Annotated in this window: 2 protein-coding genes (1 of these 2 running past the window's edge); one reads left to right on the top strand and one right to left on the bottom strand. The window is 51.9% G+C overall.

What is annotated here, in order from left to right; all coding sequences use genetic code 11:
* On the top strand, positions 1-18,540 hold the 3' portion of the coding sequence (locus LOC67_RS02265; RefSeq protein ID WP_230260886.1) for a CARDB domain-containing protein. It extends 20,772 nt beyond the left edge of the window; only the last 18,540 of its 39,312 coding nucleotides appear in the window; its start codon lies off the left edge, out of view; the stop codon is at positions 18,538-18,540.
* A gap of 72 nt (positions 18,541-18,612) precedes the next feature.
* On the opposite strand, the gene LOC67_RS02270 is transcribed toward LOC67_RS02265, so the two are convergent.
* Positions 18,613-19,878, bottom strand: a complete 1,266-nt coding sequence (locus LOC67_RS02270; RefSeq protein ID WP_230260887.1) for a GTP-binding protein — start codon at positions 19,876-19,878, stop codon at positions 18,613-18,615.
* Positions 19,879-19,892: the final 14 nt, after the last annotated feature.

The following is a 19,892-nucleotide window of genomic DNA, read 5'->3' on the forward strand; positions in this document are numbered from 1 at the left end:
CCCGAGCGATTCTCCTATGACCTCACATCGTCGACCTTGTTGATGGATGTCGAAGGACTGTTGGATCATGATTCGCAATACTACCTACTGCTAAGGCGAGCCGGAATCGCAGCTGACCAGAATCGGTTGCAAACGATGGCCAATGGTCCCGAGGCGGTTAGCGAGTTTCTGCCTCTACCCTTCCATCAGCTGCTGGGAGATGTCAATGGCAACAACGAGGTTGATGCCGACGATTGGGACGATATCCGCCAAAGTCTAAATAGCAGCGAATCATCCCAGCGGTATCGTCGTTATCGTGATTTGACTGGTGAGGGAGTCATTGATCGACACGACTTCATTACTTGGCGGAACCGCTACCCATCCACCACTGACAAGCATCCTCCGCAAGTGATTGCTGGAATCACGTTGCCGGATCACCGTCTGCCACTTGTCGATTCATTTCAAAGAGACGCGATCCTATCTGTCCTTGTCGAGGATGTCAGCGAGATCGAAAGCTTTTCGGTCATCGTCAACGGTGATGATCCGGTTGACCTGGCAAACGATTTGTCAGCGGACAGCTCATTGCAAATACCGCTTTCGGACTTGTTTGCACGATCCACACAAACTTTGGACGAATCACAGCATCAATTGCAGTTTCAGGCAACCGATCGTTGGGGGAATCGATCAGAGCCTTTGACGTTGGTATTCGAAGTTGACGAAACCGCACCTTCGGTACCGACGAGACCGATCCTCGTTGACAGCGACGGAATGGAGGTGGCTTCAACGATCATTTCAGACTCGGAGCTGATGCTTCGGATTGGAGGTGAGGCCAGCAGCATCGTTCGGCTTTACCAAAATGGATCTGCCGAAGTGGGCCTGGGAATCGTCGATAATCCGATCGATTTTCCTGTCAATTTAGGATCGCTTGCAGACGGAACGTACACATTTACCGCCACAGCAGAAGACCCGACCGGCAATCGAAGCGGACACAGCGATCCACTGACATTGACGATCGATCGAACCGCACCGCAGTTCACGAGTCTGTATCTTGACCCGGCCAGTGACACCGGCAACTTGGGCGATCGGTCAACTGACTTGGCAAACGTTGTGATCTCTGGAATGACTGAGCCCGGCGCGGTAGTTCGTTGGATGGATTCATCAGCGACATTGCAGGTCGTCGCAGATGCAAGCGGGGATTTTCATCTTTCAGGTGTGCCACTGCAGTTTGGTACCAATCGACTTGTATTTTCTGTCGAAGATGATCTCGGTAATTCGTTCACAAAAACTTTGCAATTGTTCAGGCCCAGGTTGGAGTCTGATCCACCGCTGGTGGCGATCGCTTTAGCGGATGATACCGGACGTTACTTCAATGATCAGTTGAGCTACTCGTTGGATGTCACAGGAGCGATTGATGACAGTTCCGTAATCGAGCACCTCTGGCTTTCTGTCGAACTGATTTCCGACCAAACCGATCGGATTCAAGTTTTCGATCCGGTCGACATGATCGGCGAGGTCTCTGGCGGCACTTTTCAGTTGACCACCAGTCAGATCGAATCTGCGTTCGGGAACAGTTTTGAAGACGGATTGTTGATGCTCACCTTTGAAGCCATCGATGAATACGGGAACCAGTCCGAACAACAGTCTTTAACGCTGCGGCTCGATCGAACAACGCCTGCGCCGGTGACTGGATTGTCATTGAATCCTCGTGGAGATTCCGGACGAGACTCATCGGATGCCGTCACCAGATATACCGCGTTAGCACTGGCCGTCGATATTCCCGAACCTGGGATCGTGCAGATCTATGCCGATGGCACCCCGATACAACAGTTCGATTTGGGTAAAGGGGAAAGCGAGATTACGTTGGAAGACCTGACCGATGGGCTCCATCAGATCACCGCAAGTTTGACCGATGTGGCTGGCAACGTTAGCGACATGGGCAGTCCGCTTGCGGTGATGATCGACACGATTGCACCAGGGCAACTTGATGCGTCGATCACTTTGCCGCCGTACGGTAGCGATCGCGGATCGATCACCGGGGATAGCGAAGCGATGGCTCTGGTCAAACTCTATCGTGGATTTGACTCGCAAACACCGATCGCTTCCACGCTTGCTGACTCCAGCGGAGTCTTTGGATTCGATGGAGTGACGTTTACGAGCGGAACAAATGCATTTCGCATTGTGGCTGAAGATTTGTCTGGCAATCCGATCGAGGTCGTCAAGTCGATTCAATTTGTTCCGCCAGATTTATCGGCTCCTGAAATATCGATGGAACTGCGGAATGACACAGGGGCAGACAATCACGACCGATTGACGCGGATTCCGGATGTCATTGGCATCGTCAACGATGCGAGCCGAATCGAACAGTTTCAGTTGAGCGTGCAGAACGGACCGTTTATCGACGCTCTGGGCATGTTGAAGGATCGTTCGTTTGAACTGTCACGATCGATTCTTGAAACGATCGCCGGGGAATCGCTAGATGATGGCCAAGTCAGTGTCCGGGCGAGGGCGATGGACGTGTTGGGGCACGTTTCCTTGATTGAAGAATTCGTGTTTCAGCTCGATACGACTCAGCCCAACGCTCCGTTTCCATTGGTTCTGGAGCCCAACCACGATTCCGGAGTGCTCGGTGACGGAGTGACCAACCAGACCAACCTAAAGTTCAGCTCCGGTGGGACGGCGACGGATGCAGAGATCATTCTGTTTGCCGACGGAGTCCAGGTGGACGCAGTCACTGCGTCGAATGAAGTGACTCTTTCGGCAATCAGTTCGTCAGGACGCCATCGATTTGTTGCCCAAGCGATCGACCGGGCCGGAAACGTCAGTTTTTATACCGAACCCAGGTTCATTACTGTCGACAATCGACTGGTCTCGCCGAGCATTGAGCTATCTGCCGAGCATCGTCGCAACGACCTTGGCGGCCCACGTTTCACTTCGGATTCAGTTGTTGATCTGGTAGGGTCAGCAAAGCCGGGGACTTTGGTCGAGATTTCGAATTCGCCATTCTTTGCATACGCCGATGACTTCGGCGCATTCACGATCGAAGAGGTCGAATTGAGCGTTGGGACGAACGAGTTTTCAGTTCGGTCAACCGACTTGGCTGGGAACCAAATGGCGATTTCGTTCGCGGTTACCTTGGTCGATGAAGACGGCCCTGAAATCAACATCGCACTTGTCAATGATTCTGGTGCAGACGACAAAGACGGACGCACCAACGACCCTCGGATCCAGGCGATCGTTTCGGACGCGTCAGCGATCACTTCGATAAAAGCTGCACTGAATCAATTTCCCGCTGTCGATCTAAGCCCTTTACTGGTTCAAGAACTACTTTCGATCGACGTCCAGCATCTGGAATCGATGGTCGGCCAGTCACTGCCAGACGGGCGATACGAACTTTCAATCGAAGCGATTGATGCGATTGGGAATCTTACAGATTCGGTGATCGCATTTGATCTCGATCGCACAGCTCCACCCGTGAATTCTGCCGTCGATCTACTGTCATCAAGTGACCTTGGGTTCTCTGCAATTGATAATGTGACGTCTGATTTGCAGCCCACGGTGCGGCAGTTTGCAGAGCGTGGCGCGCTGGTCACTTTCTTTATCGATGGGCAACCGATCGGCGACGTTTATTCCACGGGAGTGGCGATGTATGCGCTGCCACAGTTAGATCCCGGAGTTTATGAAATTACCGCAACGATCGAAGATCTGGCGGGCAATATAGCACAGACGAATACATCACTTCATTTAACCATCAATGACCAGTCACCGGGGATGGTCAGTTTGGACTTGTTGCCGATTCACCAAAGTCAAGTTCGTCCGACCCATACGCTAGATCAGGATGTGAGACTGGTTGGTCATGCTCAACCTGGTGATCGTGTTCGGTTGGTTGGGACACAGCAATCGTGGGAGATCGGAGCGTCCGGAGAATTTGCCTTTGAGACATCATTGGATGTCGGTGAAAACGTTTTCGATATCGAGATCGAAAACCTAGCTGGAAACCCGAGCATCCAGCAATTTGTTTTTACGAGGGGCGAGTGGTTGCCACCAACGTTCGATCTTGTGTTGTTAGATCAAGGACCTTTGGTTCCTCCTAAAATCAGCGGTCATCTGCGATCTGAAGAATCAATCGTCGTTGCAGAGGTCAGCAGTGATCCAGAATTTGAAAAGCGCGTTGTCGATTTGACGAGATTCTTGTCCGGCACATCGCTGATGCTGGATTCCTTGGATTTGGAAATGATCCACGGTGCACCATTTTTGGATGGTGTTCATGAACTGTTCTTTAGAGCCGTTGACGAACAGGGACGACAGAGCAAACCAACGATCGTTCAATGGGAAGCGAATTCGTTCGATCAAGGCCAATTGGAGACGATCGTTACGAAGCAGGGGAACGGCTATCGATATGCGTACACGCTTCGAGGTGCGGCAAGCCTTTCACAACGGTTTGATGGAATCCGATTGCCCGTTCCAAGTGATTTGGAAATGCAAGATGTGATTGTTCCCGCTGAATGGTCTTTGCAGTACCAAGTCGGGCAAACGCAGTTGACGTTCCGACCGGATACGGCGAGCGGACTGGTGTCGGGAGAGTCAGTGACCTTTAGCTTTACCTCCGCCAACGCTCCGGCGAATGTGAATGCATCATTGCTGATGTTCGATTTAGACGCTCAAGCTGCCGTTGACGACGTCGACACCTGGACTCGCGTTCCGGCAGTCGGTGGGCAAATTGCGGTTGCCGATTTTTACCAAATCGATGCTGGTGAAATTTCAGAGTTTAACGGTACAGATAGTGTTCTAGAAAATGACGCCGGAAGCGTTGTCGCGGTCGTCTCCGCATCCGATCAAACTCGCTGGGGTGCAAGCGTTGTTGTTGATTCCAATGGTGGATTCATCGTTGACACAAAAGACATCTACATCAGTCTGGCTGCTGGCGAAAGAGTCGTTGACTCATTCACCTATACGGTTCGCGATGTTGACCTTCAGCTCTACACCGCAACAGTTTTCTTGACGGTTGAAGGCAAAAACGAAGCGCCGATAGCGATCGATGATGTTGCCGATCTGCAAAACCCCGCGATCGTGACTCGCGCCACGCAGTCGGTTCTCATTGAAACCAACGAGCTTATTCGCAATGACATCGATTTGGATATCAACAATTCGTTGACGATTGTTTCCGTGCAAGGGACGAGTCAACGCGGTGCAGATGTATCTGTTGTCAATGGCAGCGTACTTTATGACCCAACGGGCGTTGCGGTCTTTGATGCTTTACCTTCTGGAGCCAGCTTAGTTGACGAATTGATCTATACCATCGCCGATCCACTAGGTGAACTGAGCACCGCGACAGCGCAAGTTGTCGTACTCAGTTCGCTGAACTTGCCACCACGCGGGTCCGATATCAGTCTGCAGATTGATGAATCAGGCAACATACTGTCCGACGGCTTTATCAGCTTACTGGATAGCGCTGTAGATGATGATCGGCTACCAACCGATGCCCCACTGGTGATTAAAGCCAGTGTGGTTCATAGCAACCGAGACGCGATCATTCAGCTGAATTCCGATGGGACATTTAGCTATGACGCGTCCGGTGTTTCGGTGATCAAAGGGTTGGGGCCAGGAGAGCTGATTCAGGACTCTTTCGAGTTTCGCATTGATGACGGTCGAGACCTTTCGGAGTCTTACACCGTCTTCTTAGACGTTGCCGGAATCAATGATCCGCCTCAGGCAGTTAAGGATCAGTATCCAGGGATTCAGGCTGATGGATTACTATCTACTTCAGTTTTGGATGGGTTGCTCAACAACGATTTCGACGTTGATTCGGTTGGGCCATTGGTGATTGATCCCAGTCAGACGCCGGCCCTGTCAGATGGAGGGGCGGTGGTCGTTCTAAGGCCTGATGGAACTTTCGACTACGATCCTCGCGGGGTGTTCAACAGTCTGGCGGTTGGTGAGACTGCAACTGACACGTTTACCTACACGGTGATCGACGATCAAGACTTTTCATCGATAGGCACCGTTGTGATTGAAGTCATCGGTGTTGATGACGCACCGACGGTCGGTGCGGACGGCATCGATCGAGGTTATTGGTCCGTCGCAACACAACGAATCGAAGTGTCGGCGGAAAACGGATTGTTGACCAATGATTCGGACCCAGACGTTAGTGAAGGTGAATCACAGCTTGTTGCCAGTTTCGACGGACTTAGTGAATACGGCGCGCGAGTCATTGTTCATCCAGATGGTGGCTTTAGCTACGACCCAACGAGCAGTTCGACGCTCGCCCAGTTCAAACTACAAGGGATCGATGTTGTCGACTCGTTTACCTACACGGTGACGGAGAGTGCAGGGCAGGGAGCAGGGGCTTTGGTACTGAGTCAGAACAGTCCATTGGCATCATCGTCTGCTCCGATGGCAAGCAGCACCGGAGTTGTGGAGGTCGTCGTTCGCAGCGGACCATCAAGCTACAGTTTCGACCTAGTTGCAAAAGGATACGATCGACTCGGCAGTGGTGTTTCGATCAACAACCACGGCGCGGTGGCTTTCTCGGCGACCGAAGATGGAAAGGACAATCTGTATGTCTGGACCAAGGATGGTGGAGTTGTACCGTTGATTCCTGAGTCGCTAACGCTCGGTTCATCGGGTGTTTCGATTCCAGACAGAGGTACCGTCGGGACCACTCCCAGCATGCAATTTAGCAACACCGTTCAGATCAATGATCAGAGCGGCGTCTACGCTCAGAGGCATTTGAACGCACGGGGGATGATTGGGATCGTCGCGTTGGGCGCACCCGTGATGGAGTTTACGGATCTGGCGTTGACGTACAGTGAACTGTGGAATGCTGAGCGTCTTTTGACACAGTCGTCAGTTCCACCACCATCGGGCGGCCTAACGGGAGTGACAAACAATCCGGTCACGAGCCAGCCTTCGTACGCTCCGCCACGGCAAATCGGTGTGGGAGACATGGGGCTTGCCAACAGCGGTTTGCGTTGGGGAGATCCGACGATGATGGATCTCGAATTCCTGACCACGCTTGCAGTTCTGCCGCCTATTGTCGGAACCGCATTGACGCTTCAGACAACAATGGTTCCGCGCGTTTGGACGATCAATCCCAGTTGGGCAAGCGGTTACTTCACACCAGTGAATCCGGTTTGGAATGCCTTTCAAAACCCGGACGCGGTCGACGCGACGGTCTTGAAATCGGTAGCACTGACCACTTCATTGATGCCAGTTTATACCGACCAGCTTTACGTGACTCCATTTGTTTCGATTCGGCCCGAAACAAGTTCCGTGAACAATCGTGGCGAAACGGTCTTCATCGCCGAAACCAATGATTCCGAAGTTGAACCGGGGTTAAATATTGTGACCTACAGTCGCGATCGAGCGCAGCCGTACGTCAGTGTCCCGGTTGCTGAACCGATCAAGAACATTCAGCTTTCTGACAATGGTTGGGCAGCCTATGTCGAAGGTGGCCAAGTGAAAGCCGTCTCGATCAATGGAGCGGTCAAGACGTTCGGTTTGAGCGCGATAGGAGATGAAGTTTCTATCAGCGATACCGGTGTCATCGCGGCTGCAGCTGAAGGACCACTGGGAATCGGAATCTATGCAGTTGATGCCGAAAGCGGCAACTGGGTAAAAGTCGTGGGGCAGTCGGGCGATGGTGTTTTGGATTCCAACGAAGTTGACATCGGTGGGGTCGATGTTGGAGGCATTGCCAGCGTCCTTGCGGGACCCATCGGGATCAACGGTTCTGTGCGAGTCAGTGGTGGCGGAGCTGGCAGCGGTGCCGGTCAAAACCAACCAAGTCAGTCAGGTGGACTATCGCAATCGTTAAACCCTGCCCAAGATCCGCCCGCGGGCGCTCCCTACTTTAGCGTGTCTTTTATGGCGACCGATGGCGATGGAAATCGGGGCCTGCATTCCGCAAGATTTGTCTTTCCAAGTGACCAATCTGGCGACGTGGTACCGGCACCATTTTTCTATGGTCACGCAACGGTTGTCCAAATCGGTGATGTCTTGCCGGGAATCGGAAACGTTGGCGAGATCAATGGCTTTGACATCGTCAATAATTCGGGGCAGATCGCGTTTTCCACGGGTGAAAAAGTCGTCATGGCCACACCGCCGGTGTTTGCCACAGGCGAAGTCATTTACGCACTCGAAGGCCGGCCTTTGAGCGAGAACGCGACGTACGAACGACAAGACGGCGCGGCGATCGCATCTTTTATCGCCGGCGATCCAAATGCAACCGCAAGCCAGTTTGTCGCGACCGTGGATTTCGGCGACGGGACGTTGGTCGATGGCTTGGTCCGTTCAACCGGTGGAGCACGGTTCGAAGTCATTGCGGATCATATCTTTAATCGTGAAGGCCCCTATGCGGTTACCGTTCAGATTACCGATCAAAAGAATCAAACCGGTGGACTTGCGACAACGCTAGCCAATGTTGTCAATGTAAAGTCCGAAGAGGCAATCGAAAAACTCGTCCTGGTCGATAGCGATGGAAAGTCCATTAAGCCACATATCCAAAGCTTCGCCTCCCCATTAACTGAATTTGATCAGCAATCTCGCGGTCAATCAGGAGCCGGGCAAAGCAACAGCAGTTCCTCCAATATGCCGACGGCAGATTCGCTCGGGCTGCGAACGGTAGTGTCCATCGATCGTTCCGCGGGAACTTTTGAAGTGGTCTCGTTGGGGACCGCCGCGTTTTCCTATGGATTCGGATACGAAACTGCCGGAAGCGATGGGCAAGGCGAACCCAACGCCAGCCAACAAGGTGATGGGGCTGGCATTCACGTGCGAAAGGTTTTAGCACGCGGGACGATCGATGGCGTGACTTTCTCGCCCATCGCATTCTCCGTTTCCCAGTACGAAACGGCGTTTGATGGTCAAGCCGAGTTGACTTCTACAACCCAGTCGAATTCCTACGCTCAAATTGCAACGACAACTTCGTCGATTGTTAGCCAGTTTGTCGATGAAAAAACTTGGGCGAACGGCACCTTTGACTGGACTCTGCAGTCTCAAAAAGAAACGGACTATACAACAGTCGGTGAACGTTTAGTCGATGGCGATCTCCTTGGACAACTCGATGCAATTATCGGAGGTGGCGGGGCATCATTCGTTGGCAACTTCGTGATGTCTGGAAAGCAGACAACAGAGGAAACGCTTCACGAATTCGGGACCAGGGGAAGCGCAACTCGCGATTTGTTAACCGTTAGCACTTCGGCAATCGATCATTCCGGGGGAAGACAGGACTTCGCGTTTACCGACCTGGCGACGTCGGCGTCCATGTTCCATTCCGTCGGAACAGTTTCCGGGTCGGGTGACTACGCCATTGCGATGACGACAAGTGTGACTAGTCAGATTGTTGATCGCCGCGAGACAAATGGTCCTCAGGTGTCAGCGACGACCGGAACATCAACATCGACGTCGACATCCGAAAAGTCTGGGAATATCAAGACAGGACATTTCAACCTAAGTCGCCAATCTGTCACCGTTTCAGATCAAGAGGTGCTCGAGGAAAACCAAGGGCATCGCTATGAATCGACAACGAGTCACCACGCCGAAGCAAGCTTGACCGGAGTTGGCAATGACGAAACTGGATTGTTCGATTTTGAAATCTCCACATTCGCGGAAACCACAAACGGAACTTCAACGACGAACCAAGCTGATATCGATTTCCTAACCGTCGCTTCAACTTCGTCCGAATCAAATTCGTTGGTTAGGCAGTCCGGCAATCTTTATTCCGGAACCTACGTCTACGATGAGACATTTGCAAATCAGTTTTCATCAACCTCGACAACCACAAATGGTCCTCTGGTATCCGTTTCTGAAGGAAGTGGGACAACAACGGGACAGAAACGAACTGTCGGCGACAAGAAGTCTGGAGATTTCGAACTTAGGCAAAGCTCCGAATCGATCACGCAGTCTCATTCGGTCACAACCAACCAGCAACTCCGCACCGAAACTGAAACACAATCGGAAACGTCAAGCGAATCAAGCAAGCTCGGCAACCTAAAGGGAGGTACTTATCAATTCCAAGGCTACAGCTTCGGAACCAATACGTCGCAGCAGTTGTCTGCCAATACAGATGTCAGCGGAATTGTTGACGGTTCATCGAGTCAGCAGAGTCGCACGTCTGAATCCATCTTTTCTGGGCATGGAGATTCAATTTCAGGTCGTGTTGAGAAGAATGAAGAGAACACCACTCGGGTTGAAACACTTTCTGACAACATGAATCAAAGTCGGACGGTTCATCGGGAGACCGAGTCGCTGTCGGAATCAAGCGTCCGATCTGTTTCCAACACGATTTTGGGAGCTTTTGAATCGGAGGTTAATGAGCGGGTACGGGCAACGATCGATTCAACCGAGTCAAATCTGCAGCAAAGCCTACTTAGCACGACTCGCAGCGATTCTTCATCACGATCCGTGATTCAAGGAAATCGCTTCTCAGGTAAAAGCCAGTCTCAAAGACGTGAGACGTCCCAATCCGAATCTGAAACGGAAATCAACATTGGGCCGCAAGTAACGAAAAAGATCGGCATGTCGACAACAAGTTCGACATCCGAGCAGTCGGTCAATGAGTTTACCGGCGCAACGCAGTCCGTCAGCCGTGTTTCCACCGAATTCCAGCAACGCTCCGATACGATTAATCAAGCCACCGGTTCCTATGCGGTTTCACGTGGCGAGTCGGCTACTGAAACGCAATCAATCGGAAATCAAATTCGCGGAGATCTGCAGACGGACTCCGAAATGACATCTGAAACACTTGGGATTTCGGTGTCACTTGCTGGGGGCAGCCCATTAACACTGGCGGATGACATGGTATTCCCGATCGGTGTTGGGACGGGGTTTGAGTCGCTGTCTGGTGGGCTGTCGTTGGTCATTGACGCAGGTGCGAATGTTTATCTTGATGATCAGTCGCAATCGGTTTCACATTCTATAAATTCAGTCACATCGTCTTCGACTAGCAATCGTATCGAAGGCGACTTTGAATCTTCTTCTTCGTCAGAGACCACGCAGCGATCGATCGTGATCCACGAACGTGGCAGTTCAAGCACTGAAACGTCGGAGACATCACGTTCAGAAAACCAAAGCGATTCAAGCGGGAATTCGATCAGTGGTAGGTCGAGTTCGATGTCAACGTTGACCTCCGATTCGGATCGAGAGTCAGTCAATCGCAATCAAGGACAAGTTCGTACACAGCAAAGTCACTCTGAATCGACAGTTCAGACGACCAGCCAACTGAACGAAGTTAGCGGACAATCAGAGCAGAGTTCCCAGACGACAAACCTAGTTGATTCGACATCGATTCTCGAAAATCAAACAATCAGACAAACCTCAGCGACGTCGACGACTTCGCAAGCGAACGCCGATATCGAGTCCAATCGTATCACCGGAGAGACTCATTCGAATCAATCGGTTACAACGCGAACCGAGTCCTCGACGCAGACAACGAATCAATCTCGGCAGACTCAGCAGAACACTGAATCAGAAACCTTTGTTGTCGTTACAAGCGACGGCAATAGCCATACCGGAGACTATGCCGAAGTCCGGTCCGCAAACACGAATCAAACGCGTTCCGTCGAAACCAACAACAGGAGTCGTCGTACAAATGCGGTTGAGACGACACAGTCTGTAATCTCCAGCAGTACGGAAGGGAACTCGATTTTGGGTCACTACAGCGCTCGTGAATCGCTGCAGCAGTCTTCCGTGACTGACTATTCCGAGGCCGCACAAACGCTGTCGATTGAGAATCAATCGGATGTGCAGATTGTGTCAGAAACGACGAAGTCGGGGAATTCAATCCTCGGCGACTACGTCGAAACTTGGGTCACGACTCATCAAACAGACGAGTCACAGACGGTCCAAAATCAAACGCGGTCGACCGAATTGTTGTCCGAAACCGTTTCCGAATCGATAGGCAGTACCACGGGGAATCAACACCGAGGTAATTATCAACGCGACGAATTGATTCGCAGCCAGTCTAGCCGATCCGATGAAACGACGAATGGGGCACTGAGCGTTTCAGCGGAGCTTCAAATTGATACCGAAACCACGTCACAGACAAACGGGAATTCGAGCGAGGGGACATCGCAAAACTACACAACGTTCACCGAAACGCTAAGCCAACGCGATTTTAGCCAGGTCGGTCTAGAGACCAATGTAATCGAAGTCACGGATGAAACGTCAGGGACTTCGACGAGCACGATCAACTCCATAACAGGGACTTATGAAGTTCAAGCTTCAAGTCAGGTTGCGACAAGTCGGAGTACCTCGTCGAACAACCAGGCATTGCAGACGGCGAATGAATCGCTGGTGAATGTATCGCAGTCCAGTCAGGAAACGGGTAACCAGATCACCGGGGAATTCACCCGCTCAACGGAATCTACGCAGGTCACATCGACCGAAGAAGAGTCCGTGAATGGAACATCGGTCTCGACCGTGATCGGTACCGAATCAGGATCGGCATCCGAGACGCTTGAAGGGAATGTGGTAACCGGCGATCGTTCGGGAGAGTCCTATTCGGTCACCTCAACAAACCTACATACCACCTTCCAGAATCAATCGATCAATGTCGCGACCGTGATTGATGAATCTGTTGAGATTAACGCGGCGTTTAGCGGCAATGCGATTGATGGGACATCGACATCAACTACCGTCAACACTGGTAGCCGCACCAGAACAGAGACCGTCGGCAATCTTTCGCTCGTTTCCGAAATTGATGAAGAGACTCGGTTTGATTCGATAGCGGAGCGGACTGAGAACGCTTTGACGGGTGTTTACGTCGAAACTGTGTCCGGGACTCAAGATGCGTTGATTCGCGGTGAAGACGAAAACAAATCTCTTTTCGTCAAGTATTCCATTTCCGAATCGACAGCCTACGAAAACGCAGTCGAAGGAAACAACGTGACCGGGGCTTTCGCCAGTGAGTCGCAAGCGGATACCAGTCTCGAACATGTTTCGCAATCGACGAACGGGCCATTGGTCGTTGATTCTACTGAGCTATCAGCAGAACAACGAACTGAATCCATCACGGGGAATACGGTTTCCGGTGCCAGCGTTTCTGAATTGAGCGTCGACACTTCACAGAAGTTGACTCAGGCGAATAGCAACCAAGGCTTGCTGGTAAGCATCGTTGTGGATCGTGAATCAAACATTGAATTGACAACGAATCAAAACAGTTACACCGGGACGTTTTCGTCGGTATCAAGCGACGCCGTCAGCGAGACGCGGACCGAATCGACAACGAATCAAGGTTATCAAGCGTCGACTGAGACTTCGTCTTTGTCAGAGACGACATCGACCAATTCTGGAAACGCAATCATCGGGGATTCCACTACAGCCGAATCTGGAAACTCGACCGAGACAGTGACTTCGAGCAGTCAGATCGGAACTGAGTCTGTCAGCGAGACTTTGGCTACGGTGACAACTTGGTCAAACGAGCAGACACGAAATGCGATTTCAGGTGCGTTCGATTCAAGTCGGTTGGCCGAGTCACAAGCGACAACGACAACTGGGAAGCAAAATCAGTCTCTGGAGGTGACGAGTACTTTTACGACACAGACATCGTCAAGTTCGATTGATTCAGGGAACGAGATTACCGGCGGCTATCAAGCTGAGTCCACTGTTATCGAAGTCATCGTGGGGGCACAACATGATGTCAATCAAACCTTAATCGTCGATTCGGAATTCGAAAGCCAATCCGATCAACAATCGATTGAGGAGGGGAACCGAGTCACTGGCGACTACAATACGTCGATCATTCAGACCACTTCTTCGCAGTCGCGGGAACAGAACCTGACTGGACCCGACAGTACGAATGAGTTGACCGAGGCAACAACGACTGTCACCACAACCAGTGGCGATCGAATCACGGGCGACTCTGAATCTACAACTTCGATTGAATCCGCTACGACGTTCAGTGAAACCTACGTTTATCTGGATCTGGTCGCATCAAATACATCCAGTGCGACATCGATAACGGATGTCATGACCGTGGCGAACGATTTCACCGGGGTTCGTACCGTTGAAAGTCACTCAGAATCTGTTGCAGCGGGGACGTCAAGTGAAAATAACCGTTCGGTGGTGACGGTCGAGTCCGCTTTCACTTCGTCGGATACCACTGACATGACCTCGTCCTCGAACGTCATCACGGGAGATTATACATCACGATCGACAACCGTTTCGCAGCAATCGTCTAACGAGCAAAGTCATAACCAGACACTACATGTTGCATCTGTTCAGTCGAGCGAATCCACCATTGTGACCGATCGAATAGGAAACCAAGTGACCGGTGTCTACAGCGACGAATCCGATCTTGTTTCCACGGTCTCGTTCGAAACAACGTCAACCAACCAAATGTCAGTTTCCACTAGCGAAGGGACCGAGAATAGCGAGGCGAGGACTGAAGTTGCTGGGAATGACATCAGTGGCCAGGCGACATCACGATCAGACCTCGCAACGGAGTCGTCGCTGATGCAAACGGATTCGAATCAGTCTCTGACAATTGTTTTGCAGTCTCAGTCGTCTTCCCGTTCCGTTTCAGAGAGCGACGCAAACAAAATCACAGGGGTGTACAGTTCAACCACCACCGGTGAATCAGCGATGCAATTGGATGAGGTTACACGCAATCAGACCTCTATTGATTCGCTACACCAAGACGTAGTTGCGTTAAGCACGATGGTTGTGCAAGGCAATCAAATCGTTGGTGATTATCACCGGCAAGCTCAGACTGAAACGACGACTCAGACAACAGGTGAATCGACAAATCAGACTCGATTCCTCGAAACCACCTCACAAAGCGAAAGGACGACAACTGCATCGGATGAAACCGGGAATACACGGTTTCATACCTATCAGATGGAAACAATCGCCGACCAAAGTATTTCATCGGTTCAGGTCATCGAGAACCAGACGTCGACAACGTCAAGCACTGTCGATATGACGACGCACACCACGTCGACGAGGTCCGGGAATGCCGTCGATGGAGGATACGAGCAAGATGTTGTCCGATCGGTTTCGATGACGACAGAAGGCGAGGCCGTTAATCAGACAGATTTGTTGATAAGCAGTACGACAGAAGACGTTGATGAAGTCTTTCGTGAGTTGGGGAATGATTTGACGGGGCTCTATACATCGACTTCCGCGCTCGATTCGACCGAGAGACGCCAATCGAATGATCTAAACACGGGGCGAAACGTGGTAGGTGATACGGTCACCAGCAGTGAAGTCCAACAGACTCGCCAAGGCAATTCCGTAACAGGCGAGTATGCCGATTCGATTATCGCCACAGAGAATCGTTCTTTAGAACAGTCCGGAGCGATTGATGACCGTACCTTCGTATCCGAAGAAACGAGTCAATTGACGATAGAGACCACCGTCCAAGGAAACAGTGTTTCAACGCATTCAACCTCAGAAAGTTCCTCGGTCGGAAGCTCTGAATTTAGTAAGCAAGTGACCTATCGAGACGGGAGTGATGCCAAGTTCGGCAATACATCTAGTGAAAATCGTACCGAGTCATCAACAAACGCGATCACAGGCATTTATGCAACTGCCACATCTGGATCAATGGTGGAGGATGTTTCAGAAACCGGCACACGTTCTCAGACCTACACTGCCAGTACGCATCGCGAAGCGGTTTTTGACTCTAGTGAAGACGGCAACCAAATACAGGGGAGTTTCCAATCCGATGAGTCCAATGATTCAACATCATTGATAAATCGCCGTCAGGTCGATGGCGGTGGGAACTTGCTTTCGATCGACGAAACGTCTTCGGGGCAATCAAGTCTGCAGGCATCCGGGAATCGATACACCGGCGAATACAGCACCAGCGAATTGCTGGAATCTGAGGTGATTACATCCCAATTGATTCGCTCAACTGACGGACGTCATGATCAGACAACGGTCAATTCGGTTCAGACCGAACGCACACAGACAAGCATCGGAAATGAGATCACCGGACAGTTTTCATCGGAATCGCAAGCGGAAACCGTCGTCGCACTAACTCAGGATGGAACGGTGAATGCGTTCCTCGTCGACTACGAGGCACTGTCGGTATCGGAGCTAGTGGCTGAGTCCAACGGGAATTCAGTGACTGGGGGCTTTCAAGTCGATGAACAAGGAAGCGAAGTCTATTCCTATCATCAAATCATCGACCGTGGCATTGATGGCCAAGTCGACTTCAGCGGGGAAGGTGCGAAGTCATTTGAATCTTCCAATCAAGTTAATTCTCTTACTGGTCAAATCACTCAAACCACCACCGGAACTGATACCTACACATTAACAGAGGCAATAAGTGAAGTTGGCGGTATTTACGAAACACAACTGACCGGCGTCGATCGATTCACGCAAATCGAAACGGTTCAGACCGAGTCCGGGAACTTCCAGCGTGAAACATCGCTTCGTGGTTCAGTTCAGGGGTTCCAAACGGTCAGCGGAGTCACTGACAACATTAACGAAGCCATCGATCAAGTTGTCGCTCATGAAGGCAACTACATCGATGGCGATATCGAGCTGTCAATCACCGGGGTAAGTCGCTACGACCAGCTGCACGGTTTTGTTGATACGTCCAATGCGGCCAGCGAAATACCAGGAGATTTAGATCACTCGCCAACAGGTGCTCCATTGGGTTGGGGCGATGCACCACAAGTTCCTACCGGCGGCGGACCGGAGTCGGTCACATCAATTAGCGCTTCGGTGATTCAAACGGCGTCCAGCCAGCCAGTGAGCTCATTGGCCAACGCAAGCTTCCGTGGTGTCCAGGCCAGTGCTATCGGAACCGTCGTGGATGGTCGTGCTTGGTCCGGCAGCGCGATGGTTGACAACTTTGCCAACGCAGGAGCCACAGCAGCAAGGCAATATTGTTTTCCTGCAGGCACAGAAGTGCTGATGTCGGATGGTCGTTCCAAATCGATTGAAACAATCCAGCCAGGCGATCGCGTTCTTTCACGCTGGGTTCACTCAAGCGGGGGCCAGTGTGATCAGCCCGACCAATCGTCCCATGCTGTTGCATCGGAGATTTCCGAAGGGGCGGTGAGTGAAGTTTATCAGAACGAAACTCAATGCTTGATTGCGTTGTTCGTCGGAAAGACGCAGTTACTTACGACCGAGGGGCACGCATTTTTTGTCGTCGATTACGAAGATGTCGCGAATTCAACCAATGGCGGAACGTGGAAGATTGCGAAGGAACTGCGTTCGGGTGATCGGCTGATTTCGGCTGACGGTCAGACGGTGACCGTCACCGCCGTTTCTGTTCGCACAGGTGAAACGGTTCCGGTGTTCAACTTTTGCGTGACCGGTCAGCACAACTATCACGTTCGTATTCCCGGCACAGATGAGTTTGTGCTTGTGCACAACGAATCGTTCGGAACGTTCACGTACGGCAGCGCTCTGGTGCCGGTTATCAAGGAAGCGTATCAGAGTAGCGGTTTGGCGGATGTTGTAGATATGACCGGGGCGATGGTCGACGCACTTGTCACCGCCGCGCAGCCCTTGGTGGATGTATCCGCGGCCGCTGGGCAATGGATTGCAGCACAGCTCCGTCCCTATGAAGACGAAATTTCGGCGGTCGTTTCTGCGATCGGTGAAGACATATCCGGGTTTGCCACCGCAGTCGGCCGCGGAACGGATATTGTGATTGGCATCGGTTCCGACTTTGCGAACCGAGTCATCGTTGGTGCCGGATTTGTTGCCGGAGCCTGGGGAGCTGAAGGGGTCGGCCAATGGCTGATCGGTCAGGGCACCGATGGCCTTGAACACAACACTGTCTTTGGAGTGCGAGCGACGACCGTTGCGGCTACAACCGCACTCGTCGTTGCGACAACGACTGCCTTGGTGCTAAGCGGTGGGACGGCGGCACCAGCGGTGTTGGGAATGTGGGCCGGGGCAATTGACGTTTACATTCAAGGTGAGTTGTCTGGCCAATCTTCCGGTTTCTGGCAGCTGATGTTGGGAGCCGGATTGGGGGCCGCCGCACCTGCGGGCGCTTTCGCCAGTCTCGGTGGGGGTGCGATCGGTTTGGTCGTTGCCAATGAAAACGGTTGGGATCTTGCCAACGGATACACGCTGGGCAGCATGATGGGAGGGTTCTATGGGGCTGGTGCTGCGGCCTACGCCCGTCGCGTTGCAACCGTATCGAAGGGAGCTGCTCTCCGTTATGCGACCAAAGCGGTTGCGATCGATTCAGGCGGCGCGGCTGCGGGGTTTGCTTACGGGATGGCAACCGGGCAGGACTACCAGACCAGTTTGCAGTACGCGTTCTACGGGCAGATGGTGACCGGTCTTGGTGGCGCAATGACCGTCAAATGTTTTGTCGCTGGAACACCGGTGTACGTTCCCTTGCCAGAAGAGCCCCTGCAAAAAGAGCCAAATTTCGCCACCACAAACACATATGGACTCAAAAATTTGAACTGGTTGCAATCCACCGTTCTGATTGTCAACGGTGTGTCACTAGTTGCTGTCTTTGCAAAACATCACCGGCTGCATTCTGTTGCGAAATACGAAGGTCCCCACCGAAGGCGAGGTCGACTCCGTCGATCATCGGGGCAGTTCCAGATGGAGACACTCGGCGGAGTTGACTTTAGTTAGCAGACTGCCTTGGTGCGCAGTTCGTCAATCTTTCAAGCAAATCGATCTGGCGCAAAGTCAGCCAGGGAATGCTCAAGTCACTTGCTCATCCGAATCGGTATAGACTTCGATAGGCGGTAGTGGGTCATCAAAATTCTTCCACGCATGAGGCTCTTGAACGAATTCGAGATCTGTTAGCAAGCAACGGTCAAGGATTTCAGTGACACGCTGCTCGTCCATTTGCTGGCCAATGAAGACAACTTCCTGGCGTCGGTCGCCATGCCGCCCCGAGCGTTTGGTTTCAATTTCATCAATAGCGGATTGATCAGCTGGCCAGTGCTCACGTGACGTTGCGGCCCACCAAAGTCCCGCAGGTGCCATTCGAATGGAGCATCCGGCTTGGGACCAATCGTACGCCCAGTCGTTGCGAGACGCGATCCACATCAGGCCCTTGCTGCGAAGGACGCCGACGAAAAGTCCCTCGTCAAAGTTGTCATCTAATGCTTGGATCAAGCGTTTCGGATGAAAGGGTCGGTCGCGGCGGTAGACGAAATGACTGATTCCGTACTCCTCCGTTTCGGTTTGTTCCTGGCCACGCGGAACCGCCAGCCAGTCCGGAGATAGCGCTGCTTCGCTGAGCTGAAACAGTCCCGTTCCCATGATTGCGTTCAATGGAACTCGGCTTTCACAACTTCGCAGCAGCTTCGCTTCGGGATTGAACCGTCGGATGATCTGTTCGAGTTGTTCTAAGTCATATGCCGAGACCAAATCTGTTTTGTTGATGATGATGACATTGGCGAATTCGATTTGGTCGACCAGCAAGTCAACGATATTGCGGTCATCTTCGACCCCGAGTCCCATTCGGCGATCGGCCAAGTCATCCCACGATCCAAAATCCTGCATGAAGCTTCCTGCATCAACGACTGTGACCATCGTGTCTAGCTCTGCTATTTGGGAAAGACTGGTGCCATCGTCACCTTCAAACGTGAACGTTTCTGCGACAGGTAGAGGCTCGCTAATCCCAGTCGATTCGATCAGTAGGTAATCAAAGCGGCCTTCCTTGGCCAATCTGGATACCTCGATTAGTAGGTCCTCACGAAGCGTGCAACAGATGCATCCATTGCTAAGTTCAACCAGTTGTTCATCTGTTCTGAGCAGTTCCGCGTTCCCATTGTTCTCCAATCCCTCCCGCACCAAAGCCGCGTCGATGTTAACTTCGCTCATGTCGTTGACGATAACCGCGACACGTAAACCGCCACGGTTGGCAAGAATGTGATTTAGAAGTGTTGTTTTTCCCGCTCCAAGAAAACCCGAAAGGACAGTGACAGGGAGGCGAGTCGATGGAATTGGTGAAGTCATGGATAGCTGTTGTT

Origin of the sequence: Stieleria sp. JC731, assembly GCF_020966635.1 — a bacterium.
In the GTDB taxonomy this organism is placed as follows: Bacteria; Planctomycetota; Planctomycetia; order Pirellulales; family Pirellulaceae; genus Stieleria.

Excerpts from the sequence above, each read along its gene's own strand:
- LOC67_RS02270 (WP_230260887.1), bottom strand. The coding sequence starts at position 19,878 with ATGACTTCACCAATTCCATCGACTCGCCTCCCTGTCACTGTCCTTTCG.